A 25,761-nucleotide genomic window follows, 5' to 3' on the forward strand; every position below is an offset into this window, starting at 1 on the left:
CTCATGAGCACGTTTTCAGCAATCGGAGAGGAGCGAGAGATCGACCGCGACGAGTACACGCCCGGCGTCGAGCCCCAGCCGACCTGGTGTCCCGGCTGCGGTGACTTCAGCGTCCTGAAGGCGCTCAAGCAGGCGCTCCCCGAGGTCGGCCGCACGCCCGAGGAGACGCTCCTGTGTACCGGGATCGGCTGTTCCGGCAAGCTGAACAGCTACCTCGACACGTACGGGTTCCACACGATCCACGGGCGCTCGCTGCCCGTGGCCCGCGCCGCGAAGCTCGCGAACCCCGATCTGGAAGTGATCGCCGCCGGCGGCGACGGCGACGGCTACGGGATCGGCGGGAACCACTTCATCCACACGGCCCGGGAGAACCACGACATGACGTACATCGTCTTCAACAACGAGATCTTCGGGCTCACGAAGGGGCAGACCTCCCCCACCAGCCCGAAGGGTCACAAGTCGAAGACGCAGCCGTCCGGTAGCGCCAAGGAGCCGATCAAGCCGCTCTCGATGTCGCTCAACGCCGGCGCCTCGTACGTCGCCCGGACCGCCGCGGTCAACCCGAACCAGGCCAAGGAGATCCTCATCGAGGCGATCGAGCACGACGGCTTCGCGCACGTCGACTTCCTCACCCAGTGTCCGACCTGGAACAAGGACGCGCGCCAGTACGTCCCCTACATCGACGTCAACGAGTCCGACGACTACGACTTCGACAAGACGGACCGCGTCGAGGCCCAGGAGATGATGCGGACGACCGAGGAGTCGCTCTACGAGGGCGAGGTCCTCACCGGCCGCTTCTACGTCGATGAGGACCGCCCGTCCTACGGCGAGGAGAAGCGCGCGATCGGCGAGATGCCCGAGGAGCCGCTGGCCGAGCGCTACTGGGACGACGACTACGAGTGGGAGCGCTCCCACGACATGTTCCTCGACAAGCACGCCTGAGGCCGCCTACCCGGGATCCCTGACCGATCCCGACGCGATTCGCCGTCCGTTCGTCTCGTTTTTCGGTTCGCAAGGTATTTTTTCCGTGGAGACAAAGTGGTGGTCATGAGTACGGTATCGACGGAAGAACGGATCCTGTCGGTGTTAGAGGAGGACGCGCAGGCCTCCTGTGCGGAGATCGCCGACCGGGCCGACGTCTCGAAGCCGACGGTGCGGAAGTACATCGACCGACTGGAGGAGAAGGGCGTGATCGTCGGCTACTCCGCGGAGATCGACCCGAAGAAGCTCTCCTCGCAGTCGATCGCGATGGTCGGGATGGACGTCGACTCCGGGAAGTACGTGGGCGCGACCCGGAAGCTGAAGGAGCTCGACGAAGTGCAGGCGCTGTACACCTCCTCCGGCGACCACATGCTGATGGCCGAGGTCCGCGCCGGCGACGGCGACGAGCTCGGCGACGTCATCTCCGAGAAGCTGCTGGCGATCGACGGCGTCACCGCGGCGCACCCCTCCTTCCTCCAGGAACGACTGAAGTAAGCCGGACCGGTCCTCGGAGCGGACTGGCCCTTTCTACCGGTAGGCGAGCGCGATGAGCACCCCCGCAACCGCCGCCGCGCCCAGCGCCGCGCCGGCGATCTCGGATTCGGTCGCCCCGAGCAGGATCCCCGCGAGCGGGAGACAGAGCAGCGTCCCGGTCCACATCGCCGCGCCGCCGAGCCGCCGCGCCCGCTCGCGACTCACGTCCGGCGTCGTCAGGAGTTCGCGTCGGTCGCGGTAGCGGACGAGCCAGCCGAGCGCCGTCGTCCCGACCGCGGCGACGCCGAACGCTCCGGCCGCGACGAGTCGCTCGGGGACCTCGAACGCGATCGCCGCGGCGAGCGCGAGCAGGAACGCCCCGGTTCCCCCGAGAACGACGGCGTTCGCCCGCGCGCCTGCGTCGTCGCGGTCGTCGACCCCGTAGAGCCTGCGGAGCCGACTCCCGGCCGGGAGGCTCGCGAGGGCGACGATCACGAGCGTGCCGCCGAGCGCGACGAGGAGGGCCGTCCCGATGTCAGCGCCGGTCATGGACGGCGGTTCGGCCGGCGACCACTTCAGTCCGACCCGTCCGCGGCGCGGTCACCGGAGCGCCTCTACGTCGGCGACGACGATCGACTCGTCGCCGGCCGGGCCGCGACGGGTGCCGCGGTGCGAGAACCCGTGCGCGCTGAAGAACTCGGTGGCGCCCGGGCTGTCGGCGGGGACGGTCGCGCGAAGGGTCCCGACGCCGTAGTCCGCCACCGACGACGCGACGCGCGCGAGCAGCTCGTTCGCGACGCCCTCGCCCGCGTGGTTCGGGTGGACCCACAGCGCGAGCAGTTCGGCCTCGCGACCCCCGTCCGCGCCGGGGGCACCCGACCCCTCCGCGGCGTCGTCGGCGTCGGGATGGGCGATGGCGACGCCGATCGGTCCGTCCTCCCCTTCCATCAGGAACGACCACTCGGCCTCCGCGGCGGCCTCGCGGACGCCGGCGGCGGACACGTCGAGCAGGGGAGCTCCGATGTCGTCGAAGACGGTCGCCTCGCGGGCTCGCGAGACCGCCGTTCGCAGCGCCTCTGCGTCGTCGGGCCGGGCCGCCCGGACATGCATGTACGACCGTGGGTAAAGAAGTCACCTATAGGTTTCGGGTCGGCAACGTTTCACAGGGGACCGAAGGAGAAAATCGAGAAAACGATCAGTTACACGGGGATTAAGCGTCTGACGCGCCCCCGTTCACACGAATCGACTCGTGTTCGTCCGGGACGATCCCGATCGAGTCGTCACGCGACCGGTTCGATCCCGATCGTGACCGCGACGCCCTCGACCTCCCACTCCTCGACGAGGCCGCCGTCCGCGTCCGCGGCGTCGCTCGGGTCGTCGAGCCACGCGTCGGCGCGCACCTCGCCGGCGATCAGGTCGGCGTGCTCGTCGACGAACCCGGCGATCCGGTCGTCGTCGACCGCGACGCCGACGCGGATCCGGGCCTCAACGTCCAGGTCGAGTTCCTTGCGCATCTCCTGGACCCGCCGGATCACGTCGCGGGCGTACCCCTCGGCCTCGATCTCGGGCGTCAGGGAGGTGTCGACGTAGACGGATCCGCCGTCGAAGTCGGCGCCGGAGACATGCTCCGGCGGCTCCGCGACGTACTCGACCATCTCCTCGTCGAGGTCGACGGGCTCGCCGTCGACGGTCACCTCGCCGCCCTCGACCGCGGCGCGGGTCGCGCCCTGCACCGCCTCCATCACCTTCTGGGCGTCGGCGCCGAAGGCGGGACCGATCGCCGCCATCTGCGGCTCGGCGGTCTCGACGAGCTCGTCGAAGGCGTCGGTGACGGTCACCTCGCGGGCGTTGACGCGCTCGGCGATCAGCTCCGAGAGTCGCTCGACCGCGGCCGTGACGTCCTCGTCGTCGCTCTCGACGACCACGCGCGGCACGGGCCAGCGGAGCTTGCGGCCGGCCTGCTGGCGCGCGTTCGCGGCGGCCTCCTCCACGTCGCGGAGGACGGCCACGTCGCGTTCGAGCTCGGGGTCGCGGAGCCCGTCGTCGGGCTCGGGGTAGGCGAGCTGATGGACCGTCGTCGCCTCGCCGTCGAGCGTCTGGTACATGCGCTCGGTCATGTACGGCGCGATCGGCGCGAGCAGCCGCGTCACCTCGTCGAGGACGGTCGCGAGCGTCGCGTAGGCGCCCCGCTTCGAGGCGGAGTCGGCCTCCTCCCACATGCGGTCCCGGACCGCCTTCACGTAGAAGCGCGACACGTCCTGCGTGACGAACTCGACGACGGCGTTGACGGCGTCGCTGACCCGGTAGTCGGCCCACGCCTCGGTGACTTCGGCCTCCACGGACTGGAGCCGCGAGAGCACCCACTCGTCGACGAGTTCGAGCTCGCCGTCCGAGAGGTCGGCCGCGGCGGGGTCGTAGCCGTCGAGCTCCATGTACTCCAGCGGGAAGCGGAACACGTTCCAGAGGATGTTGAGCTTCCCCTGGATCTCCCCGAGCCCCTCCCACTCGAACGAGAGGTCGACGCCCTGCTGGTCGTGGCTGAGGAGGTAGGTGCGGAGCGGGTCGCGGCCGGCGCGCTCGATCGCCTCCTCCGGCGTGACGATGTTGCCGACGGACTTGGACATCTTGCGACCGTCCTCGTCGTTTGCGAACCCGTGCATGAGGACCTCCTCGTAGGGGATCTCGCCGACCGCGGCGGTGCCCATGCCGAGCTGCGACCAGAACCAGCCGCGGGTCTGGTCGTGCGCCTCGACGATGAGGTCGGCGGGCCACAGCTCGTCGTGGGCCGCCTCGTCGCTCGGGTAGCCGAGCGTGCCCCACGTGGCGACCGAGGAGTCGAGCCACACGTCGAACACGTCCTCGACGCGGCGGTAGGTGGTCCCGTCCTCGACGATCGTGAGGTCGTCGACGGCGGGCCGATGGAGGTCGATCGACTCGGGGTCGACGTCCTCTTCGACGCGCTCGGCGAGCTCCTCGCGGGTGCCGATCACGATCATGTCGTCGTCGAGGTTCCCGGACTCCGCGTCCTCCGGCACCCAAATCGGGATCGGGACGCCCCAGTAGCGCTGGCGGGAGACGTTCCAGTCGGGCGCGTCCTCGATGAAGTCGCGGAAGCGGTTGTCGCGGGCCCACTGCGGGTGCCACTCCGAGTCCTCCATGTTGTCGAGGAGGTCCGCTTTCACGTCCGTGATCGAGATGAACCACTGGTCGGTGACCAGCTGGATGATCCCGGTGTCACAGCGCCAGCAGTGGCCGTAGCTGTGGTTCACCGTGCCATGCGCGAGCATCTGGCCGTCGGCGACGAGGTCGTCGATGATCTCGTCGTTGGCGTCGCGCACGAACTGGCCCGCGTACTCGCCGGCCGCCTCGGTGAACTCGCCGTTCGGGCCGACGGGACAGCGGATCTCGAGCCCGAGCTCGGTGCCGCGGTGGAAGTCCTCCTCCCCGTGGCCCGGCGCGGAGTGGACGAGTCCGGTGCGATCGGCCTCCACGTAGTCGGCGGCGTACACCTGCCCGGCGCCCTCGAAGTCCGGGTACTCGGCGACGTGATCGGCGAGCGGGTGGTCGTACGCCCAGCCGACGAGCTCCTCGCCCGTCAGCTCGGCCTCGACCTCGTACTCCTCGTAGCGGCCCTCGGTGAGGACGTCCTCGACGCACTCTTCGGCGACGTAGAGCACCTCCTCCTCGCCGCCCTTCTCGGCGCGGACCGCGTTGTAGGTGAGCTCCTCGTCGACGGCGACGAAGGTGTTCGCGGGGATCGTCCACGGCGTCGTCGTCCAGATGACGAGGCTCCCCTCGCGGTCGGCGAGCGGGAACTTCACGTAGATGGAGGGGTCCTCGACGTCCTCGTACTCGACCTCGTTGTTGGCGAGCCCGGTCTCGCAGCGCGGGCACTGCGAGATGGAGCGTTTCCCCTGCTCGACGAGCCCGTTGTCGGCGACCTCGGAGAACGCCCACCACGCGGCCTCCATGTACTCCGGCGAGATGGTCTCGTAGGGGTCGTCCCAGTCCATCCACGCCCCGATCGACTTGAAGTCCTCGTCCATCGCCGCCCGGTTCTCGAGGGCGAACTCCTTGCACTTCTCGATGAACGACTCCATCCCGTACTCCTCGATGTCGCGCTTGTTCTCGAAGCCGAGCTCCTCCTCGACTTTCACCTCGATCGGGAGTCCGTGCATGTCGTAGCCGGGGCGGTCGGTGACGCGGTGGCCGGTCATCCGCTTGTGGCGGATGATCGCGTCCTTCAGCGTCTTGTTCCACGCCGTGCCGAGATGCATCTGTCCGGAGGTGTACGGCGGCCCGTCGACGAAGAAGAAGGGCGGGTCGTCGGCGTGCGCCTCCTTCGCCGCCTCGTAGGCGTCCGTCTCGTCCCAGTACTCGTCGACCCCGGACTCCACGTCCGCGGGCGTGTACTGGTCGTCGATCTCGTCCATACGGATCGGTTTCGGCGCGGATATTTGAATACGGCGGAGTTACGTGGGTGTGTGGCACGGATTGGCGGGGGCGGACGCGATCCGACCTCCCGCGTCGCTCGCCGCTGCCGCCACGGTTTATAAATCGCGGGCGAGACGTGTGACCATGGAATACCGACGGCTCGGTAACACGGGACTCAGCGTCTCCGAGCTCTGCTTCGGGACGTGGCGCTTCGGGCGGGAGACGAACGGCGTCGTCGAGACGGGCCGCGAGGAGGCACACGAGCTGCTCGACGCCGCCGCGGACCACGGGATCAACTTCATCGACACCGCCAACGTGTACGGGACGCCGCACGGGACGAGCGAGGAGTACATCGGCGAGTGGCTCGCGGAGCGCGACCGCGAGGACTACGTGATCGCCTCGAAGGTGTACTTCCCGTTCGACGGGCGCGGCGAGCCCGGCCCCAACGACTCCGGACTGGGGCGAAAACACGTTCGCGCGCAGGTCGAGGGGACGCTCGACCGGCTCGACACCGACTACCTCGACGTGTACTACATCCACCGCTGGGACGAGGAGACGCCCATCGAGGAGACGATGCGCGTCCTCGACGAGCTCGTCTCGGAGGGGAAGGTGCACTACCTCGGCGCGTCGACGATGGCGGCGTGGCAGCTGACGAAGGCGCTGTGGACCGCCGACGTCAACGACTACGCCTCCTTCGACGTGGTCCAGCCGCTCCACCACGCCGGCTACTACGAGGACGTGAAGGAGTACCTCGACGTGTGCGCCGACCAGAACCTGGCGGTCTGTCCGTACTCCCCGCTCGCGGGCGGGTTCCTCACGGGCAAGTACGAGCGCGCGGATCCCGACGACCCCGAGCGGGTGATCGCGCCGGACGGCTCGCGGGCAAGCTTCGACGACCGGTTCGAGCGCTTCTACCTCTCCGAGCGCGGCTGGAAGGTGCTCGACGCGGTCCGGGAGGTCGCCGACGAACTCGACGCGACGCCCGCGCAGGTCGCGCTGGCGTGGCTCACCGAGTGGGACGAGTTCGCCTGCGTCCCCATCGTCGGCGCGCGGACGACCGACCAGCTCGCGGAGAACGTGGCGGCGACCGACCTCGACCTCTCCGACGAACAGTGGGATCGGATCATGGACGCGCGGTACGACTCGGACGGGAACCTCTGGGGACACTGAGCGCGAGAAGCGAGACCGCCCGAACTTTCCGCTCTACTCGTCGAAGTCGGGCAGGTCGTCGGGCGCGTCGAACTCCGCCTCCCAGTCGATGTACTCCTCTTTCAGCGTCTCGCAGACGATCTGCCCGAGCTCCGTGAGCCCCGCGTTGATCGCGGAGACCGTGCCCCACGAGTCCAGGTCCGGGTGGAGGTCGCGTTCCTTCCAGTCCTCGGGGAGCCCGGGCGCGTGGTAGCCGACGCGGTCGGCGAAGTCGTCCCAGAAGAAGTCGAATCGGGAGACTAACTCGAGGTCGAGGGCGATCCGCCAGTCCGCCTCGTCCATGTCGCTGCCGGCGGCCCACTCGGCGAACGCCTCCTCCCACGCGCCCTCGCGGAGGAACGCCTCCAGCTCGTCGCGGCGGTACTCCCCGCCCGCGACCTCCGCGTCCTCGTACTCGTTGGGGTCGACGGCGGCGAGTTCTGGCGGCTCCGGCGGGTCGACGTCGAGGGTCATGTGTCACCCTCCGCGCCGGCGGCCCAAAACGCTACGGGAGCGCGTCGCCTCGGGGGTGCATCGCCTCGGGAGCGCGTCGCCCCGGAAGCCACCAGTCTCGGGGAGACCGCCGCCCCGATCCGGTCCTTTTACCGCCGTCCCCCGCCGACGCACGGCCATGGAGCTCCGCGACATCTCGCGTCGGGCGGGGATCGCCGCCGGCGTCGTCACCGTGCTCGCGCTCGCAGCGCCGTACGCCGTCGTGTCGGGCGGCGAGTACGCGACCCAGCTCGCCGGGTACTACGCCTCCGGCCCCCTGGGCGCCGCCGGGGTCGCCCTGTTCGCGCTGCTCGGCGTGGTCGTCATCGCCTCCGTCGAGCGCGGCAACCTCGACCCGGGGACGCTCGCGGGCGTCGCGGTGATGCTCGGCGTCGCGACGACGCTGAGCGCGGCGCTGTGGGCGACGGCGATCGAACCCACCACGATGTTCGCCGACCACCGCTGGCTGGAGTGGCACGCCCGCGCCGTGGTGGCGCTGTCGGTTCCGCTGCCGGCGTCCGCCGCGGTGTACGCCCGAGAGCTGTTGGCGTAGCGGCGGGACCGGATCGCGGCCGACATCCGCCGAACGAAAGGCCCTTAAGGTGGTGCCGTGTACCTCGAAGTGGACTAGGTCGGGCGGTTAGGCCCCGCTCGTCACCCGTGAGGTAGTCTTTAGCGGGGACCGAACAGCGGGCGCGTCCGGTCTGACCGGCGCGGGCCCCGAGAGCCAACGTGGAAGCCTCGTCCGCCGGGGACAGCGGTCCGTGGCGCCCGCTCGCAGGAGCGGTCCGTCGCGGTTCGTCGGCGACACCGGGTCAGGCGCGGAAGCGAGCAGCCCACCGCCGGACGCCCGTCGCTCGTCGGGTCGCGGGGTGGAGAAGGCAACCGGGATACCCCGCGCCGGAACGCCGGGCTACCCCGCCTGTCCGCCATTCATACCCGTTTTACCGCTCTGTCAACCCCCTGAGCAGATGCTGCCTTCCGATCCCGTGCAGTCACTACAGGCACGGTGGCGATAGATCGCGGGAGTAGGTGAATCATTGCGGTGGGTCGGTTGTTTATAAGTCGGATTGTGGTGTCGCTAGCGGCTGTTTATCCGTGATCGACGTGTCTGTGGTGAAGACCTGCAAAGCCCCAGCCGCTCGGTTATAAACGGCTGCTGTCGGATTAACGGCGAAGACCTGCAAAGCCCCAGCCGTGAGACAGCCAGACACTCGCTGTGCTCCTCACTCGTTCGCTCCGCTCACTCGTTGCGGTGCTTGCGTCGTCTCTGGCTGTCTCACGGCTGCCCCTTTGAGTCCTCCCCGACAGCACCGCACCCGCACCTCACGCCTCCCCAGCCTCGTCGCTGGCGGCTACCGCCGCCAGCGACTCCCTCGCGTGTGCTGTCTCGCGGTCGCCGAGGACGACCGCTCGCAGGCACGCGCCGACCACATCGTTCTTTATAAGTGCTCGTCGCTGCCCCTCACCGTGATTTAAATACTATCTTGCCATCGCCGATCTGCAATACTCACTCCCGGTATCCATCAAGAGGAATTTCCGTCGACCGGTGTTTCGAACTAAAAGGTCGCTGAATAGTTGTTCTGAGGCCGATAGCGATCGAGCCGTTCAGGCCGATTTTACCGGTCCGAGGTGTCGGGTCCGTCGGTCTCGCGGACCGCGTCGAGCAGCTCGTCGTCGCCGAACCGGTCGCCGTCGCCGCCGATGCGCGCGACCCGGTCGCTGGCCGCCAGCACCGCCGCGTTCGCTTCCGTCTCGCCGCCGGTCGCTGTTCTCGGTTCCACCCGTCCGACCTCCCCGACCGCGACCGTCACGTCGGCCTCCCGCGCGAGCGCAACCGCCTCCGCCCGGCGCTCGTCGGGGACCGCTGCGAACGGGGGCGCCGTCACGGCCGTCGCGTCCGCGTCGGCGGCGACGCCCGCGACCGCGTCGCCCTCGGGGACGACGCCGACGGAGACGGCGTGGCCCGCGGCGGCCACCCGCGCGACGGCCCGTCCCGCCGGTCGCCCTCGCCCGACGACGTGGACGCGGCGCGGGTCGGTCTCGTCGTCTGGCTCTGCTCCGTTGTTCGCCTCGCCCCCGTCGGTCGCGTCGAACGCGGTGACCGTCGGCGTCCCCGTCGCCGGGCTCTCGCCGACGAACGCCTCGGCGTCGAACGCGTCCCGGAGCGCGTCCGCCGTCAGCACCTCCGCAGGGGGGCCGGCGGCCCGGACGCCGCCGTCCGCGAGGACGACGATCTCGTCGCAGTACCGCGCGGCCACGTCAAGGTCGTGGATCGCCGCGAGCGCGGCCCGCCCGTCGTCGACGAGGTCCCTGACGAGTTCGAGGGTCCGGACCGCGTGGTTCACGTCGAGGCTCGCCGTCGGCTCGTCGAGCAGCAGCGACGGGGTCGCCTGCGCCAGCGCTCGCGCCAGCAGGACGCGCTGGCGCTCGCCGCCGGAGACCTCCGTGATCGCCCGGTCGGCGAAGCGCGCGACCCCGGCTGCGTCCATGGCCTCTCGGACCGCGCGCTCGTCGTCGGGCCCGTGGCCGTCGAACCGACCGAGGTGCGGCGTCCGGCCCATCTCGACGACCTGCCGCACCCGGAAGTCGAACGCGAGGCTCGTCTCCTGCGGGACGCTGGCGACCCGTCGGCCCGCCTCGCGCGCGGACAGCGAGTCGGCGTCGTCGCCGTCGAGCCGGACCGCCCCGGCGTCGGGCGAGAGCGTTCCCTTGATCGCCCGGAGGACGGTCGTCTTCCCCGCGCCGTTGGGGCCGACGAGCCCCACGAGCGAGCCGCGCTCGACCCGGAGGTCGACCCCCGAGACGACCGGGACGTCGCCGAAGGAGACCACGAGGTCGCGGACCTCGATCGGGGGGGTTTCGGGGTCGTCGGCGTCGGGGGACTCCGGGCTTCCGACGACGGGCGATCCGGCGGTCACAGCTCGTCCACCTCCCGGGTCACGAGCAGGTAGACGAAGAAGGGCGCGCCGACGGCGGCGGTGACGACCCCCACGGGGAGCTCCGTGCTCCCGGCCCGCGCAAGCGTGTCGGCGGCGACGAGGAACGACCCGCCGGCGAGCGCGGCGCTCGGGAGGAGGACGCGGTGGTCGGGTCCGACGACCAGCCGGAGCATGTGCGGGACGATCAGGCCGACGAAGCCGATGATCCCCGCGAAGGCGACGCCCGCGGCCGTGATCAGCGCCGAGGCGGCCAACAGGATCCGCTTCGTACGCTCGACCGCGATACCGAGCCCCTGAGCCTCCTCCTCGCCGAGCAGCATGACGTTGAGGTCGCGCGCGTACACCAGGAGGACGCCGAACAGCGGCGGGACCACGACCGCGGTGACCGCCACGTCGCTCCACGCGGCCCCCGACAGGTGGCCCATCAGCCACGCGACGATCCGGCGGAGCGACTCGCCGGCCTGGAGCTGGAGGTACGAGATGACCGCGCCGAGGAACGTCTGGACGGCGACGCCGGCCAGCAGCAGGGTCGCGACCGGCGTCCGCCCGTGTCGGGTCGCGATGGCGTACACGCCGAAGGCGGCGGCGAGCGATCCGACGAACGCGAAGAGGCTGACGCCCGCGCCGTACGAGATCCCAACGTCGACGGCGCCGACGAGGGGGAGCGTCAGCGTCGCCGACAGCGCGACGGGGAAGACGATGAACGCGACCGCGCCGACGGCCGCGCCCGAGGAGACGCCGATGATCGAGGGGTCCGCCATCGGGTTGCGGAAGAACCCCTGCATCACCGTGCCGGCGGCCGCGAGCGCGAACCCCACGAGCGCGGCCATGAGGATCCGCGGGAGCCGAACGCCGACGACGATCTGCTGGTGCACGCGATCGACGGGGAACGCGAACGGGGACCGGTACGCGAGGTCGACGCCGGGCAGCGTGAGCGGCCCGACCCCCTGCGAGGTCGTCTCGATCCCGGCCGGGACGACCAGCGCGTTCAACACCGCCTTCACCACCTCCGCGGGCGGGATGCGGACGGGGCCGATCGCGGCGCTCACGACCACCGTGAGGCCAAGCGTCGCCGCTAACGCCGCGGACCACTTCGTCGAGCGCGTCCACGCACTCATTCGTTCTCCAACAAAACTTGTAGTAGGTAAGTACTTATTGGACGAGCGCCGTCGTCGATGCGATGCGAGACAGGTACGTCATCGCGATGGCCCTGCTCGTGACGACCGCCCTCGTGGGCGGCGTCGCGGGCCCGGCCGCGGGCGCACAGCCGACGACGATCGAGTCCCCGACCGACGGGCCGAGCGTCCACCAGACGGACGACGCGTGCGACTTCCCCGTCGAGCTGACGGACGCCACGGGGACGACGATTACGCTCGACGAGCGGCCCGAGCGGATCACGACGATCAACCCCTCGGCCGCCCAGACCCTCTGGGAGCTCGGCGCCGAGGACCGGGTCGTCGGCGTGACCCAGTACGCCTTCTACCTCGACGGCGCCACGGAGAAGGCGAACGTCTCCGCCTCGTTCGGCGCGAGCGTCGAGCGCGTCGTCGACACCGAACCCGACCTCGTGTTGGCGCCGAACGCCTCCGCGTCAGACGTCGAGCCGCTCCGCGAGCAGGGGCTCACGGTCTACCACTTCCCGGCGGCGACCTCCGTCGACGACATCGCCGAGAAGACGGAGACGATCGGTCGCCTCGTCGGGAACTGCGAGGCGGCCGCCGCGACCAACGAGGAGATGTACGACGCCGTCGAGGAGGCTGAAGACCGTACCGCCGACGTGGACCGCCCGGCCGCGCTCTACCCGCTCGGCGACGGGTACGTGGCCGCGAACAACACGTTCATCGACGAGATCATGCGGGTCGGCGGGACCGACAACGTCGCCGCCGCGGAGGGCGACGGCTACCCGCAGCTCTCGAACGAGGTGATCCTCCAGACCGATCCCGAACTCATCCTCGTGACCGACCCCGAGGCGCGGATCCTCGACGAGGAGCCGTACGCCAGCACGACCGCGGGGACCGAGGGGAACTACGTGGTGATGGACGTGAACTACCTCAACCAGCCGGCCCCGCGAAGCGTCATCGAGTCGACCGAGACGCTCTCAACCGCGGTCGCGGACCTCCAAGCGGAAGACGGTGAGACCGCGGACGGCGAGGACGGGACGAGTGACGGTGAAGACGGAACGAGCGATGGCGGCGATGGAACGAGCGACGGTGAAGACGGGACGAGCGACGGTGAAGACGGGACGAGCGACGGTGAAGACGGAACGAGCGACGGCGACGATGGGACGAGCGACGGTGATGACGGCTCGGAGAGTCAGGCACCCGGATTCGGCGTCGTGACCGCCCTGATCGCGGCGCTCGCGGCGGCGCTGATCGCGCGGCGGCGCTGACACCCGGCGACCCCCATCTCCGGCCCCTCTCCGGAGCCACGGCTACCGAACCTACTAGCGGCCGCCCACGCTGTGGACACGACTCCCAGTGACGCCGGTCCTGATCCGCCGCCGACGAATCTCCCGCTTTATTTCTCTTTCAATATTACATTCACAAATATTGGGTGAAATATATCAAAACTACTCTCATTACGGGGGATATTCACTCGACACCGAAATCGGGTGGCACCTGTATTTATATTGAATGATTGATGAGGATTAGACACATCCATGACAGAAGACGGCAAACTGATCGACGAGGCGGAGACGTTCAATCGGCGCGCGGTGCTCGCTTCGGGCGGCGCGCTCGCAACGGGAACCGTCTTGGCCGGTTGTCTCGGCGGGAACGGTGACGACGGCGGCGACGGCGGAGCCGGAACCGAAGTGGCGATCATCTCCAGTCCGGCCGGCTTCGACGACAACGCGTTTAACGACAACGCGGTGCAGGGGCTCGAAGAGGCGTCGAACGACTACGACCTGACATACACGACCGTCGAGGCGACCGAGGAGGCACAGTACGAGTCGATACAGGCCGACACCGCAGAGAGCGACTACGACCTCATCGTCTGTGTGGGCGACAACCACACGGACCCGCTGTCGACGAACGCGAGCGAGTATCCGGACCAGAACTGGATGCTCATCAACAACGTCATCGAGGGGGCCGACAACGTCTCCGGCTGGATCGAGATGAACAACGAGATGTCGTTCCTCGCCGGCGTCGCGGCGGGCGTGATGACCCAGCAGGACTTCGAGTACGAGGGAAGCTCCACCGACCCCGACGGGACGACCGTCGGGTTTGTCGGCGGCGAGGACATCCCGCTCATCAACGCCTTCGAGCAGTCGTACATTGAGGGCGTTGAGTGGGTTAACGACGGTATTGAGGTGCTCACCGGCTACGGCGGGAGCTTCTCGGACACCGGTGCCGCCAACGACGTGGCCGAGTCGCAGATCGACGACGGGGCCGACATCGTCTGGCACGCGGCGTCCGCGGCCGGCGGCGGCGTCTTCTCTGCGGCGCAGGACAACGGGCGTTTCGCGCTCGGCGTCGACGTCGACCAGTCAGTGACCGAAGACCAGTATCAGGACGTGATCCTCGGGTCGGCCGTGAAGGCGCTCAACGAGGCGACCTACACCGTCGCCGGCGCGGTTGTCGAGGGCGACTTCTCCGAGTACGTCGGCGAGCAGAACCTCAGCATCGCGCAGGGGAGTATCGACTTCGTCGTCGGACAGGCCTTCGAAGGCGAGCTCCCCGACGCGCTCACCCAAAACATCGAGGACGCGAAGACCGGCTTCGAGAACGGAGAGATCGACCTGACCTGCGGGCCGACCAGCTGCTGAGCGCCGCCGCGGCGCTCCGTTGAGATTTATATCACCCACCATGAGAACACGATGACGCGAAACGCACCTGCGGTCCGTCTCGACGGGATAACCAAGCGCTTCGGGGACGTGGTCGCGAACGACGCCGTCGACTTCACGCTGGAGTCCGGCTCGATCCACGCGCTCCTCGGCGAGAACGGTTCCGGTAAGACCACGCTGATGAGCGTCCTGTACGGGCTCTACGACCAGGACGAGGGGACGATTCGGATCGGCGGCGAGGAGCGGACATTCGAGTCCCCGCGGGACGCGATGGACGCCGGGATCGGGATGATCCACCAGCACTTCCAGCTCGTCAAGCCGATGACCGTGCTCCAGAACATCGTTCTCGGCCACGAGCCGACCGCGAACGGGCTGGTCGACGAGGGCGACGCTCGGGCAGATGTCGAGGCGATCTGCGCGCGGTACGGGTTCGACGTCGACGACCATCTCGACACTCCTGTCGAGGACCTCGACTTAGGGACCCAACAGCGGGTCGAGATCGTCAAGAGCCTGTATCGCGGCGCCGAGATACTGATCCTCGACGAGCCGACGGCAGTCCTCACGCCGCAAGAGGTCGACAGCCTGATGGCGGTGATGAACGACCTCCGCGAGGACGGTCGATCACTCATCTTCATCTCGCACAAACTCGACGAGGCGCTCGAGATAGCAGACGATATCACGGTCCTCAGAGACGGTGAGGCGGTCGGAACCGTTTCCGCTACGAACGCGACCGAACAGGACCTAGCGCGGATGATGGTCGGCCGCGAGGTGCTCTTCGATCGGCTCGATCGCGAGGACGATCCTGGCGCTCCTGTCCTCGAAGCCGATGAGCTCCGAGTGACGGGGAACCGCGGCCGAGAACAGGTCTCGGGGATCGATCTCACGCTTCGTGAGGGCGAGATCCTCGGTGTCGCCGGCGTCCAGGGGAACGGACAGACCGAGCTCATCGAGGGGATCACGGGCCTTCGCACCCCCGACTCGGGGACCGTCAGACTGCGGGGGACCGACATTACGGACCGCAGCCGGCGCGCCCGCATCGAAGCCGGGATCGCGTACGTCCCGGAGGACAGACAGACCGAGGGGCTGGTTCAAGAGTACAGCCTCCGACGGAACGCGCTCCTCGGCAACCAGACGATCGCCCCCTACGCCGAGGGCGGGTTCATTGACTGGGACGCAGTCGGAGACCACGCCGAGAGCGTCATCGAGGAGTACGACGTTCAGCCGCCGAATCCGGACGCAGAGGCGCGGTCGCTCTCCGGAGGGAACCAACAGAAGTTCATCGTCGGCCGGGAGATCGGCCACGATCCCGACGTGCTCGTCGCCTCTCACCCCACCCGAGGGGTCGACATCGGCTCGATCGAGTTCATTCACGAGCGACTAATGGAACTTCGGGACGGTGGTATCGGTATCCTCGTTGTCTCCTCCAAGCTTGAAGAGATCCAGAAGCTCGCCGACCGCATCGCCGTGATGTACGAGGGCGAGTTCATCGACGTCGTCGACCCGGACGCAGTTACCGAGTCCGATCTCGGGCTCCTGATGGCCGGGCAGTCGCTCACCGACCGCGGAAGCGACGACGGTTCCGACGATGGTACCGATTCCGACGCCGACGGAGGTGTCACGGCGTGAGCGGCGCGGACGGCGGGCGCCCGCGCGAGGCGCTCGAAGCGGCCGCCGATCGTCTGCTCCGAGCGAGCGTGCTCGAACGGATCGGGATCGGGATCGCGTCGACGACGGCGGCGCTGTGCATCGGACTCATCATCGCGGCGGTCGCCGGCTACGACCCGATCCGATTCGCCGGGCAGTTGATCGCGGGGGCGTTCGGGAGCGAGCGGGCGATCGCTCGCACGCTCCGGAGCACGACGCTGTTCGTGCTCACGGGCGTCGCCGTCGCGGTGGCGTTCCGCGCTGGCGTGTTCAACATCGGAGTGCAGGGGCAGTTCGTCGTCGGCGGGTTCACGACCGTCGTCGCGATCGTCTGGCTGGCGAACTTCGTTCCCGGCGGGACGCTCGGCGGGGTGACGCTGATGCTCGTCGGGAGCCTCGCGGGCGTGGTCGCCGGCGGGCTGTACGGGGCGCTCCCCGGCGTCATGAAGGCGTACGGGGACGCCAACGAGATCATCACGACGATCATGCTGAACTTCATCGCCACCGGGTTCGTGGGCTGGCTCGTCGCGGGCCCGTTCGGCGACCCCGAGGCGACGGCGACGCGGACCCGGCGGCTCCCGGACAACGTGGGGCTGCCGCGGGTGGTGTTCGACGACCCGAACCTGTCCGTCGTCGGCCTCCTCGTCATGGTCGCTGTCGTCGTCCTCGTCGCCGCGCTGATGGCCCGGACCCGCTTCGGCTACGACATGGTGACGAGCGGGTACCAGGACGCCGCCGCGACGTACTCGGGCGTCGACGCGAAGCGGATGATCATCGCGACGATGACCCTGTCCGGCATGATCGCCGGACTGACCGGAGCGCTGTTCGTGATCATGATTCAGGGCTACTACACCGACCCGTCCGGCATCGGCAACTACGGGTTCGACGCCATCGCCGTGAGCCTGCTGGCCGCCAACAACCCGCTCGGAGTCCTTCCGGCTGGGCTGCTGTTCGGGGGGCTCGAGTCGGCGAGCTCGCACGTACAGATCAACAGCGACGTTCCCGTCCAGCTGATCGACGGGATCGTCGGGCTGGTCGTCCTCTTCGTCGCCGCGCCGGAGCTCTTCCGGATGATCGCCGCCCGTACGGGGCTCGGAGGTGAGGGCGAATGAGCCTCCTCGGCGGGACGCGGTCGTCCCGCCTGCGCCTCGGCGGCTTCGGGCTGTTGATCGCGGTGTTCGCCGGCGTGTTAGTGGCCGCCCCGACCGGCGGCGGGATCGACCGGATCCTCACGCCGGGGTTCGTCACCCGGTCGCTGGAGATGGCGACGCCGATCGCACTCGCGGCGGTCGGCGGGCTCTACGCCGAGAAGAGCGGCGTGTTCAACATCGGGCTTGAGGGGTTCATGATCGTCGGCGCGTTCACCGCGGCCGGGACGATGTTCGCGCTCGGCGGCACCTCGCCGACGCAGGCACACATCTGGATCGCGATCGTCGTTTCGGTGCTGGTCACGGCGGTCCTGACGGTCCTCTTCGCCGTGCTACTCATCCGGTTCAAGGCCGACCAGATCGTGGCCGGGCTGGCGGTGTGGTTCGTCGGGCTCGGGTTCGCCCCCTTCACCGCGGCACTGGTCTGGGGGAGCCGATCGAGTCCCGGCCTCGCGAGCGTCGACGCGGTCGCGTTCGGTCAGTCGCCGCTGGTGTTCCTCGCGGCGCTCCTCGTCGCGGCCGGCTGGGTCGTCCTCTACCGGACCCGGTACGGCTACTGGGTACAGGCCGCCGGCGAGAACCCGGAGGCGCTCGACACTGCCGGTGTCGACGTCAACCGCGTCCGCTACGCGACGGTGATCTTCTCCGGCGCGATGGCGGGCCTCGGCGGCGCCGTGCTGCTCGCACACGCCGGGAACTTCGTCGGGACCGGGCAGACGATGGTCGACGGCCGCGGATGGATCGCGATCGTCGCGTACCTGTTTGGCAACTACAACCCGGTCGGCGCGGCGGGCGCGGCGCTGTTGTTCGGGGCGTTAGACATGCTGAACGTCCAGTTCCAGACCGTCGGAATCGACGTCCCTGCGCGCCTCGTCAACCTGCTCCCGTACGCCGCGGTGCTGCTGGTGCTCACGGCGTGGGGGAAGACGCGCGTTCCGTCGATGGTCGGCGAGCCGTACGAGACGGAGGAGTGAACCGGGGACTCACCCCTTTCGACCGCGGTGCCGTCGCGCTACTGATTCGCTGAGCGCGCGTCCAGCGCGACCGGGATCGAGCGCGCGGCCACGTCGCCCGCGAACGCCTCGCCGTCGGCCTCCAGCTGCTCGAAGGTGTCGTAGTGGATCGGGACGACGAGCTCCGGCTCCATCGCCTCCGCCAGCTCCGCGGCGGCGTGGCGGTCGGAGACGATCCCCCCGCCGCCGATGTTCGCGAGGAAGATCGAGACGTCGAGCTCCGCGAACCCGTCGAGCGCGTCTGAGTCGCCGGGCCAGAAGACGGTGCGGTCGCCGAGCCCGAGCAGGAACCCGCAGCCGAGCCCCGGCGGGTGCGTCACCGAGCCGTCCGGCCCGGCGTTTGGCCCCTCGGGGTCGTTGTGCGCGGCGACCGACCAGACGGCGACCTCGCCGGCGGGGGTCGCCACGTCCACGCGCCCCTCGTCGTCGACGCGGACCACGTCGTAGTCGTCCGCGAGCGACTCGATCGACTCCACGTCGCGGTCGATCCCGGCGGGGTCGACCGCCTCGTAGATCACGAGCGTCGCGTCCTCGCGCGCGACCGACCGGATCCCCTCCGGGTCGTAGTGGTGGTCGTGGGTGACGACCACGAGGTCCCCGTCGCGGGCCCAGTAGTCGTCGAGGACCCCGTACCGCCCCGGATCCGTGTAGGCGACGGGGCCGCCCTCCGGCTCCAGTCGCGCCGTCGCGTAGCCGAGCCACTCCACCGAGAAGCCGTCGTAGCGAACCGTCATACGCGTGGCTCCGGTCGGGGGCGCCTTGAGGGTGGCTATCGGGTCCGCGTCGTCTCCTCATGCCTCGTCGCCTCCTCCCCACTCCGCTCCGTTGTCTCCCCATGCCTCGTCGCCTCCCCCATCACTCCGTCCCGTCACCGGCGAGCCGCGCGACGCGCTCCAGCGAGTCGGCGTCGGCGACCGCCTTGTCGTCGCGCACGCCGACGAACCGCGGGAACCGGAGGGCGTAGCCGGACGAGTAGGTCGGGGAAGTCTGGATCTCCTCGTACCCGACTTCGAGGACGACTTCGGGCCGGATCGCGATCTCGGTCCCGTCCTCGCTCACCACGTGGGGCTCCAGGCGCTCGGTGAGGTCGGCGAGCTCCTCGTCGGTGAGCCCGGTCGCGACCTTGCCGATCGTGGCGAACTCGTCGCCGTCGCCGCCGGTCCGCACGCCGAGCAGGAACGTCCCGAACAGCTCCGCGCGGCGCCCCTCGCCCCACTCCGCGCCGACGACGACGGCGTCGAGCGTCTCCACGTCGGGCTTGCGCTTGAGCCAGTCCCGGCCCCGGTCGCCCGGGGTGTAGGCGGCCGCGGGGTTCTTCAGCATCACGCCCTCATGGCCCGCGTCGAGCGCGGCCGCCTCCGCCGCCTCGATCGCCGCGGGGTCGTCCGCGTACTCGACGCTCGCGGCCGCGTCCGGCAGGACCTCGACGAGCCGCTCGTGACGGGCGCGGAGCGGCTCGTCGAGCAGGTCCGCGCCGTCCGCGTGGAGGCAGTCGAAGGCGTGGAGCCGCAGTCCGACCTCCTCGCGCATCCGGTCCACGTCGTGTTTCCGCCGGAAGCGACGCAGCACCTCCTGGAACGGGAGGGGGTCGCCGTCGTCGTCGACCGCGACGACCTCGCCGTCGAGGATGACCGGGACCGAGACGCGGGATTCGACGTACTCGACGACCTCCGGGAGCGCGTCGGTCACGTCGTCCATGTTGCGCGAGTAGATCCGCGGGCCGAGTCTGGCGTCGTCGCTCTCGGTGTCGCCCTCGCCGTCACAGCTCTCGCTGCCGCCACCCTCGCCGCCGTCGCCGCCCGACGCCGGCACGTAGTGGACCTGCACCCGCGCCCCGTCGAACTTGGTCTCGACGGCGACCTCGCCGAACGCCTCGACCGCGTCGGTCGCCGTCCCGGCCTGCGCGAGCATCGCCTGCACCGGCCGCCCCACTTCCAGCCCCTCGGCGCGCAGTCCGGCGAGCCCCTCGTCGCGGGCGAGGGCCGCGACGCGGCCGTAGTCGTTTGTCACCTGCAGCGCGCGCTCGACCGCCGCGACCGCCTCGTCGCCGGCGCGGAGGGTCGGGTCCTCGCCGTCGCTGTCGTCGGCGTCGACCTCCTTATCGTCGCCATCGCCACTGTCCGCGAGGAAGGCCTCCGCGATCGCGTCGCGGACGGCTCCTTCGCCGACACCGAGCCGCATCTCGCCGAGCACGAGCCGGGCGAGGAGCTTCGCCTCGGCCGGGTCGCATCGGTTGAACAACCCGAACAGCGCGTCGCGCTTTCGGGACTCGCTGCCGTCGCCGGCGGCGGCCGCCAGCTCGCGCAGCTCCGCGTCGACCGCCGGGACGGTGAGCCGGTCGCGGCCCTCGCCGAAGGCCGCGAGGCCGCGCTGGCCGCCGAACTCGAAGCCGGCGGCGACCGCGCCGATCTCGCCCGCCTCGGCCAGCCGCTCCTCCACGTCGTCGGCCGTCACGTTCGGGCCGGCAGCGCGGGCGATCGCCTCGCGACAGAGGGCGGGCCCCACGTCGAGCGTCCGGGTGTCGTGGGCGGGGAAGACGCGCCCGAGCAGGAACCGGGTGACCGTCACGAGATCGTCGCCCTCGGCGTCTCTGCCGTCGTTCTCTCCGTCTCCGTGGCCGCCCTCGGCGTCTCCGTCGCCGTCCCCGGCGTCCCCTCCGGCCGCCGCGAGCAGGTCGGCGACGAGCAGGGTCGTCTCGATGTCGGCCGGCTCGGCGGCCAGCCCCTCCGCCCGGTCGGCGAGCGCTGCGAACTCCATGCGCGGAGTCGGCGATCGCTCGGCAAAAGCGCCGCGATACGGGGCTGTCCCGGGCCGGTTCCGAGCCGCTCCCGCGTCGGTCTCTGCCCGGAACCGGCCCGGGAGGCCGCGTGCCGACCGCTCCCACGCCGTCGATCGGCCGCAGACCTTTTTGCCGGGGGCGGTCGTCGACCGTTCCATGAGCACCGAGTCCGCCCTCGCCGACGGGGTCCGCGAGGCGCTCGCGGTCGACCCCGACGAGTTCGCCGCCCGCGCGGAGGAGGAGGCGGAAATCGTCAAGCAGGCGCTCCGAGACGGCGCCTTCGACAACCACCAGTCGATCGTCGGCTTCGAGTACGAGTTCTACGCGGTCGCCGACGGGCGGTGGAGCGAGGAGTCGCGGGCGGGCGAGTACGCCCTGATGCGAGTCCCCCGACGGCTGCTGGAGCTGATGGGGTTCGAGAAGGAGCTCGGGCTCCACAACGCCGAGATGTCGACGAGCCCGCAGCCGCTCTCCGACCACGGGCTCCGGGCGCAGCTCGCGGAGGTCCGGGCGCGGCTCGAGGCCGCGGAGAACACCGCCGGCGTCGAGGGGATGCGGCTCGTCTCCGACGGCCTCTGGACCATCCCGCCCGCGGGCGAGGCGGCCCGCGAGTACCTCACCGACAGCGTCGACGTCGACGGGATCACCGTCGCCGTCAACATGAGCGACGCGGTGCGGTACCACGCGATGGCGAACGCGGGCGCCGACGAGAAGCGCGGGACGGTCGTCGAGGCGCCGGGGGTGTCGCTGTCGGCGGACACGGTGATGCCCGAGAGCCTCATCACCTCGATACAGCCGCACTACCAGGTCGCGCAGGCCCAGACCCTGCCGCGGCACTTCCGGTACGCGCTCCGGATCGCGGGCCCCCTGCTCGCGTTAGGGGTCAACTCCCCCTTCTTCCCCCCGGACCTGTACGAGGACGACTGGGACGGCGAGCGCGTCCTCGCGGAGGGCGCGACGGAAAACCGGATTCACGTGTTCGAGTCGGTGCTCAACGCCCGCACCGACAGGGGGAAGGTGCGGTTCCCGCGGGACGTTCACGACCTCGAGACCGCGGTCGACCGGATCGTCGCCGACGAGACGCTGATCCCGATGCCGGAGCCCGACGGCACCGACCGGTTCGACGACGAGTTCGCGACGTTCCGGACGAAACACGGCAGCTACTGGCGGTGGGTCCGCCCCGTCTTCGAGGGGGCGAGCCGGTCGAGCGCCAACGCCCGGATCGAGTTCCGGCCGATCCCCGGACAGCCCACCGTCCGTGACTCGATCGCGTTTCAGGGGGCGTTCGCCGGACTGATGCAGGCGCTCCCCCAGCGCGAACACCCCGTCATCGGCCTCGACTGGGAGACCGCCCGCGACAACTTCTACGCCGCGGTCGCCGACGGGCTCGACGCGGAGATCGAGTGGATCGGCCTCGACGGCGAACACACCACCGATACCGACGCGCTGTACGCGGACCTCCTCGATCACGCCGAGGCGGGCCTCCGGACCGCGGGCTGTCCCGAGGAGGAGGCCGCTGCGTGGCTCGCCCCGCTCCGGTGGCGGGTGGCGAACCGGACGACGCCGGCCAGCTGGAAGCGCGAGCGGGTCCGCGAGCGCCTCGGCGACGGCGACGACTTCGAGACCGCCGTCCACGACACCCAGCGCGAGTACATCGACCGGCAGGCAGAGACGCTGATCGAGGGCGGCTTCTCGGCGTGGACGACCGACGACTGACCTCCGAATCGAGTCGGTGCGACGGGAATCGACCCGCACGGCCGGAACAACCGGCAATCGGTTCCGGATTCCAGCACGGACGCTTTGGACCCGATGGACGGTCCGTTCGCGGCTCGCACAAACAGATCGCTCACAGCGGGCCTGAGCCGCCCGCTTCGAGTGTGATACTACTCATCACACTGACAAATTAATAACTCAGGAACATCATAGGTGCGGCTGAATATTCTCGATAGCCATATCTCCTTATGAGTAGGGCCGGTACGAGGTGGTACGATGGAGCGAAGACAGTTCCTCAGCGGAACCGGCGCGGCGATCGGCGGCTCGCTGCTCGCCGGCTGCGTCGGTGGGGGAAGCAGTCGGACGGTGACGGTCGATTACGCCTACTACAACCCGGTCAGCCTCGTGTTACGCGAGAAGGGGTGGATGGCGGAGGCGTTCGCCGACACCGACGCGGAGATCGAGTGGGTGTTGAGCCTCGGCAGCAACCAGGCCAACGAGTACTCGCAGAGCGGCGAGGCGGAGGTCGCCTCCACCGCCGGGATCGCGGCGCTGATGGCCCGGTCGAACGGCGTCCCGATCACGACGCCGTACATCTACTCCGAGCCCGAGTGGACCGCGCTCGTCACCTTCGAGGAGAGCGGCATCGAGACGGTCGCCGACCTGGAGGGCAAGCGGGTCGCCGCGACGCGGGGCACGGACCCGTACTTCTTCCTCCTGCAGGCGCTCGACGACGCCGGGCTGAGCGAGGACGACGTGGAGGTCGTCCACTTGCAACACCCGGAGGGGCAGTCCTCGCTGGTGCAGGGCGACGTGGACGCGTGGGCGGGGCTCGACCCGCACATGGCCGAACTGGAGCTGGAACACGACGGCGCGGAGCTGTTCTTCCGCGAGCCCGCGTACAACACGTACGGCTTCCTGAACTTCCTCGACGGGTTCCTCGCGGACCACCCGGAGGACGCCCGACGCGTGATCGACGCCTACGAGCGCGGCCGCGAGTGGGCGACCGACAACCCCGAGGAGACCGCGTCGATCCTCGCGAGCGAGTCGGACATGTCCCAGCCGGTCGCGGAGCGAGTGTTCACCCAGCGGAACGACCTCTCGGGGCCGGTCCCGGGCGACGCCCACCGTGACCTGCTGTCAGACCTCGCGCCGATCCTCGAACGCGAGGGGCTCGTGAACGAGGGCGCCGACCCCGCGGGGAGCATCGGCGACCTGCTCGACTCGGAGTTCGCGGCCGGCGCCGCGGGAGGCGAGTGAGATGGCGACCACGCGGGAGACGGAGACCGGCGAGGGCGGGCTCGACCTCGCCGGGGCGTTCCCGGACCCCGACCGGTTCCGGTGGCTGCTTGGGCTCGTCGTGCCGGCGCTCCTCGTCGTCGTCTGGCACCTGCTGGTCGTGACGGGCGTGTTCGCGGCCCACCAGCTCCCGGAGCCGCTCCGCGTGGTCGAGACGCTGTACGGGATGGCGGCGACGGGCGAGCTGTGGGGACACGTCGCCATCACGCTCCAGCGCGTGTTCTTCGGCGTCGTCCTCGGCGTGAGCGTCGGAATCGTCTTCGGGACGGTCACGGGGCTGTACGGGCTCGCGAACGACCTGCTCGACCCGCTCTTACAGAGCCTCAAGAACATCCCCTCGCTGGCGTGGGTACCGCTGTTCCTGCTGTGGTTCGGGATCGGCGAGGGCGCGAAGGTGCTGCTCATCGCCGTCGGGGCGTTCTTCCCCGTCTACCTCAACCTCTCGACGGGGATCGGCAACGTGAGCGAGGACCTCCTGGAGGTCGCCGAGGTGTACGACCTCGGTCGGTTCGAGTCGCTCCGACGGGTCGTGTTCCCGGCCGCGGTGCCGAGCCTGCTCGTCGGGATCCGCGGCGGCGTCGGCCTGGCGTGGATGTTCGTCGTCGCCGCGGAGCTGATCGCGGCGGGTCAGGGGATCGGCTTCCTGATGAGCGACGGGCGGGTGCTCGCCCGGCCGGACATCATCGTGGGATCGATCCTGCTTTTCGCCTTCTTCGGGAACCTCTCGGATCTCGCGGTCAAGGGGGTGAAACAGCGTGTCGTCGACTGGTGAGGACGTGACCGACACGAGTTCCCCGGCGGACGATTCGCCGGAGTCGACGGGCGACTCCCCGGAATCGACGGACGACCCGGCCCTCGCCGTCCGCGGGCTCACGAAGCGGTACGGCGACACCGTCGCGCTCGAGGAGGTCGACCTCGCGGTCGACGACGGCGAGTTCGTGGCGGTCGTCGGCCCCTCCGGCTGCGGGAAGTCGACGCTGCTGCGCGTGCTCACCGGGTTAGAGGAGCGGTTCGAGGGACGCGCCGCCGTCGACGGGGTCGACGTGCGCGACGGCGGCAGCGACGGGGTCGGCATGGTGTTCCAAGAGCCCCGCCTGCTCGCGTGGGCCGACGTGCGCGAGAACGTCGCGATCGGACTTCCGGGCGGCGTGGACCGCGACGACCCCGCCGCGCACGACCGCGTCGACGACCTGATCGAGACGGTCGGGCTCGACGGGTTCGCCGGGCACCGCCCCGGCGAGCTCTCGGGCGGGATGGCCCAGCGCGTCTCGCTGGCGCGCGGGCTCGCCTACGAGCCGGAGGTGCTGCTGTTGGACGAGCCGTTCTCCGCGCTCGACCAGCTGACGAAGTACGAACAGCAGGACAACCTCCTCGACGTGTGGCGCGAGCGCGGGGCGACGGTCGCCCTCGTCACACACGACGTGGAGGAGGCGGCGTACCTCGCGGACCGCGTCGTCGTGCTCGGCGGGCAGCCGGGAACGGTCGAGGCCGTCGTCAACGTCGAGGCGGACCGCCCGCGCGAGCGGACCGACAAGGCGCTGCTCGCGGCCCGCCGTGAGATCACGGACGCGCTCGGGGTCTGAGTCCGGACCGGACCGATCGGCCCCTGTTTTCGGGACCCGGCCGCCCCGCGTTCGTCCCGGTTGCGACGCGCGCCGATCGCGCGCCAGCTTCGTACGGAACGAAACGAACGTCGATTCGGCTTATGAACCCGGTTCCGAAACCACAGCACCCCGATCGTCTCGGTGTGTGTATAATGTGTATAAGGGCATCTGATCTCGTTGGTGTCGTGCGATTTTCGGGATCGACGCTCGAACCGCGGACCCCGATCTGACGGGCCGTTTTTGCGATCGGCACAAGTGTTAAGTTC

Annotated in this window: 21 protein-coding genes and 1 other RNA gene; 14 read left to right on the forward strand and 8 right to left on the reverse strand. The window is 69.7% G+C overall.

Annotated elements, in window-relative coordinates:
- The first annotated feature begins 3 nt into the window (after positions 1–3).
- The gene (locus CK500_RS06965; protein WP_095636522.1) at positions 4–942 is read left to right on the forward strand and encodes a thiamine pyrophosphate-dependent enzyme; all 939 of its coding nucleotides are present in this window, start codon (positions 4–6) and stop codon (positions 940–942) included.
- A gap of 105 nt (positions 943–1,047) precedes the next feature.
- Positions 1,048–1,476, forward strand: a complete 429-nt coding sequence (gene lrpA1 / locus CK500_RS06970) for an HTH-type transcriptional regulator LrpA1 (protein ID WP_095636523.1) — start codon at positions 1,048–1,050, stop codon at positions 1,474–1,476.
- Between the two features lie 33 nt (positions 1,477–1,509).
- Here lrpA1 and CK500_RS06975 read toward each other — a convergent pair whose 3' ends face one another.
- The 3 genes from CK500_RS06975 to ileS all read right to left on the reverse strand — a co-directional run bounded on the left by CK500_RS06975 (position 1,510) and on the right by ileS (position 5,888).
- Complete coding sequence (locus CK500_RS06975; RefSeq protein WP_095636524.1) at positions 1,510–2,004, reverse strand: hypothetical protein; 495 nt, start codon at positions 2,002–2,004, stop codon at positions 1,510–1,512.
- Positions 2,005–2,055: 51 nt separating this feature from the next.
- Positions 2,056–2,565 (reverse strand): GNAT family N-acetyltransferase, encoded by a 510-nt coding sequence (locus tag CK500_RS06980; protein ID WP_095636525.1) that lies wholly within the window; start codon positions 2,563–2,565, stop codon positions 2,056–2,058.
- Positions 2,566–2,735: 170 nt separating this feature from the next.
- Positions 2,736–5,888 (reverse strand): isoleucine--tRNA ligase, encoded by a 3,153-nt coding sequence (gene ileS, locus CK500_RS06985; RefSeq protein ID WP_095636526.1) that lies wholly within the window; start codon positions 5,886–5,888, stop codon positions 2,736–2,738.
- Between the two features lie 145 nt (positions 5,889–6,033).
- Here ileS and CK500_RS06990 point away from each other — a divergent pair, with 145 nt between their 5' ends.
- The gene (locus tag CK500_RS06990; protein ID WP_095636527.1) at positions 6,034–7,059 is read left to right on the forward strand and encodes an aldo/keto reductase; all 1,026 of its coding nucleotides are present in this window, start codon (positions 6,034–6,036) and stop codon (positions 7,057–7,059) included.
- 33 nt (positions 7,060–7,092) lie between these two features.
- Here the strand turns inward: CK500_RS06990 and CK500_RS06995 are convergent, their stop codons facing one another.
- Positions 7,093–7,551 carry a hypothetical protein gene (locus tag CK500_RS06995; protein WP_095636528.1) on the reverse strand — a complete coding sequence of 153 codons (459 nt, stop codon included), beginning with the start codon at positions 7,549–7,551 and terminating at the stop codon, positions 7,093–7,095.
- 157 nt (positions 7,552–7,708) lie between these two features.
- Between CK500_RS06995 and CK500_RS07000 the strand changes: the two genes are divergently transcribed.
- Positions 7,709–8,122, forward strand: coding sequence for a DUF7548 family protein (locus CK500_RS07000; RefSeq protein WP_095636529.1), 414 nt, complete (start codon positions 7,709–7,711; stop codon positions 8,120–8,122).
- Positions 8,123–8,189: 67 nt separating this feature from the next.
- Positions 8,190–8,501, forward strand: an RNA gene (gene ffs, locus CK500_RS07005) — signal recognition particle sRNA.
- Positions 8,502–9,188: 687 nt separating this feature from the next.
- Here ffs and CK500_RS07010 read toward each other — a convergent pair.
- Both CK500_RS07010 and btuC read right to left on the reverse strand, forming a co-directional pair.
- Entirely contained in the window at positions 9,189–10,490 is a 1,302-nt protein-coding gene (locus tag CK500_RS07010; RefSeq protein WP_095636530.1) for an ATP-binding cassette domain-containing protein, read from the reverse strand.
- Complete coding sequence (gene btuC / locus CK500_RS07015; RefSeq protein WP_095636531.1) at positions 10,487–11,629, reverse strand: vitamin B12 ABC transporter permease BtuC; 1,143 nt, start codon at positions 11,627–11,629, stop codon at positions 10,487–10,489. The genes CK500_RS07010 and btuC overlap by 4 nt, the downstream gene beginning before the upstream one ends.
- Positions 11,630–11,691: 62 nt before the next feature.
- On the opposite strand from btuC, the gene CK500_RS07020 reads away from it, so the two are divergent.
- The 5 genes from CK500_RS07020 to CK500_RS07040 all read left to right on the forward strand — a co-directional run bounded on the left by CK500_RS07020 (position 11,692) and on the right by CK500_RS07040 (position 18,061).
- Entirely contained in the window at positions 11,692–12,900 is a 1,209-nt protein-coding gene (locus CK500_RS07020) for a PGF-CTERM-anchored ABC transporter substrate-binding protein (protein WP_095636532.1), read from the forward strand.
- A 270-nt stretch (positions 12,901–13,170) separates the two neighbouring features.
- On the forward strand, positions 13,171–14,277 hold the full coding sequence (locus CK500_RS07025; RefSeq protein ID WP_095636533.1) for a BMP family lipoprotein: 1,107 nt from the start codon (positions 13,171–13,173) through the stop codon (positions 14,275–14,277).
- A 51-nt stretch (positions 14,278–14,328) separates the two neighbouring features.
- Positions 14,329–15,921: an ABC transporter ATP-binding protein gene (locus CK500_RS07030; RefSeq protein WP_095636534.1), complete on the forward strand. Its 1,593-nt coding sequence runs from the start codon at positions 14,329–14,331 to the stop codon at positions 15,919–15,921.
- A 53-nt stretch (positions 15,922–15,974) separates the two neighbouring features.
- Positions 15,975–17,051 carry an ABC transporter permease gene (locus CK500_RS07035; RefSeq protein ID WP_095636729.1) on the forward strand — a complete coding sequence of 359 codons (1,077 nt, stop codon included), beginning with the start codon at positions 15,975–15,977 and terminating at the stop codon, positions 17,049–17,051.
- Positions 17,048–18,061 (forward strand): ABC transporter permease, encoded by a 1,014-nt coding sequence (locus tag CK500_RS07040; RefSeq protein WP_095636535.1) that lies wholly within the window; start codon positions 17,048–17,050, stop codon positions 18,059–18,061. Before CK500_RS07035 ends, CK500_RS07040 begins: the two co-directional genes overlap by 4 nt.
- A gap of 38 nt (positions 18,062–18,099) precedes the next feature.
- Here the strand turns inward: CK500_RS07040 and CK500_RS07045 are convergent, their stop codons facing one another.
- Positions 18,100–18,834 carry an MBL fold metallo-hydrolase gene (locus CK500_RS07045; protein ID WP_095636536.1) on the reverse strand — a complete coding sequence of 245 codons (735 nt, stop codon included), beginning with the start codon at positions 18,832–18,834 and terminating at the stop codon, positions 18,100–18,102.
- A 121-nt stretch (positions 18,835–18,955) separates the two neighbouring features.
- Entirely contained in the window at positions 18,956–20,857 is a 1,902-nt protein-coding gene (gene ligA / locus CK500_RS07050) for an ATP-dependent DNA ligase LigA (protein WP_095636537.1), read from the reverse strand.
- A 178-nt stretch (positions 20,858–21,035) separates the two neighbouring features.
- Between ligA and CK500_RS07055 the strand changes: the two genes are divergently transcribed.
- From CK500_RS07055 to CK500_RS07070, 4 genes are all read left to right on the forward strand, one after another.
- Positions 21,036–22,595, forward strand: a complete 1,560-nt coding sequence (locus CK500_RS07055; protein ID WP_095636538.1) for a hypothetical protein — start codon at positions 21,036–21,038, stop codon at positions 22,593–22,595.
- A gap of 273 nt (positions 22,596–22,868) precedes the next feature.
- Positions 22,869–23,852 (forward strand): aliphatic sulfonate ABC transporter substrate-binding protein, encoded by a 984-nt coding sequence (locus CK500_RS07060; RefSeq protein ID WP_095636539.1) that lies wholly within the window; start codon positions 22,869–22,871, stop codon positions 23,850–23,852.
- 1 nt (position 23,853) lies between these two features.
- Positions 23,854–24,663: an ABC transporter permease gene (locus CK500_RS07065; protein WP_095636540.1), complete on the forward strand. Its 810-nt coding sequence runs from the start codon at positions 23,854–23,856 to the stop codon at positions 24,661–24,663.
- A complete protein-coding gene (locus tag CK500_RS07070; RefSeq protein WP_095636541.1) occupies positions 24,647–25,474 on the forward strand; it encodes an ABC transporter ATP-binding protein in 828 nt (275 codons plus the stop codon). The genes CK500_RS07065 and CK500_RS07070 overlap by 17 nt, the downstream gene beginning before the upstream one ends.
- The last annotated feature ends 287 nt before the right edge of the window (positions 25,475–25,761 follow it).

This window comes from Halorubrum salipaludis (assembly GCF_002286985.1).
Lineage (GTDB): Archaea > Halobacteriota > Halobacteria > Halobacteriales > Haloferacaceae > Halorubrum > Halorubrum salipaludis.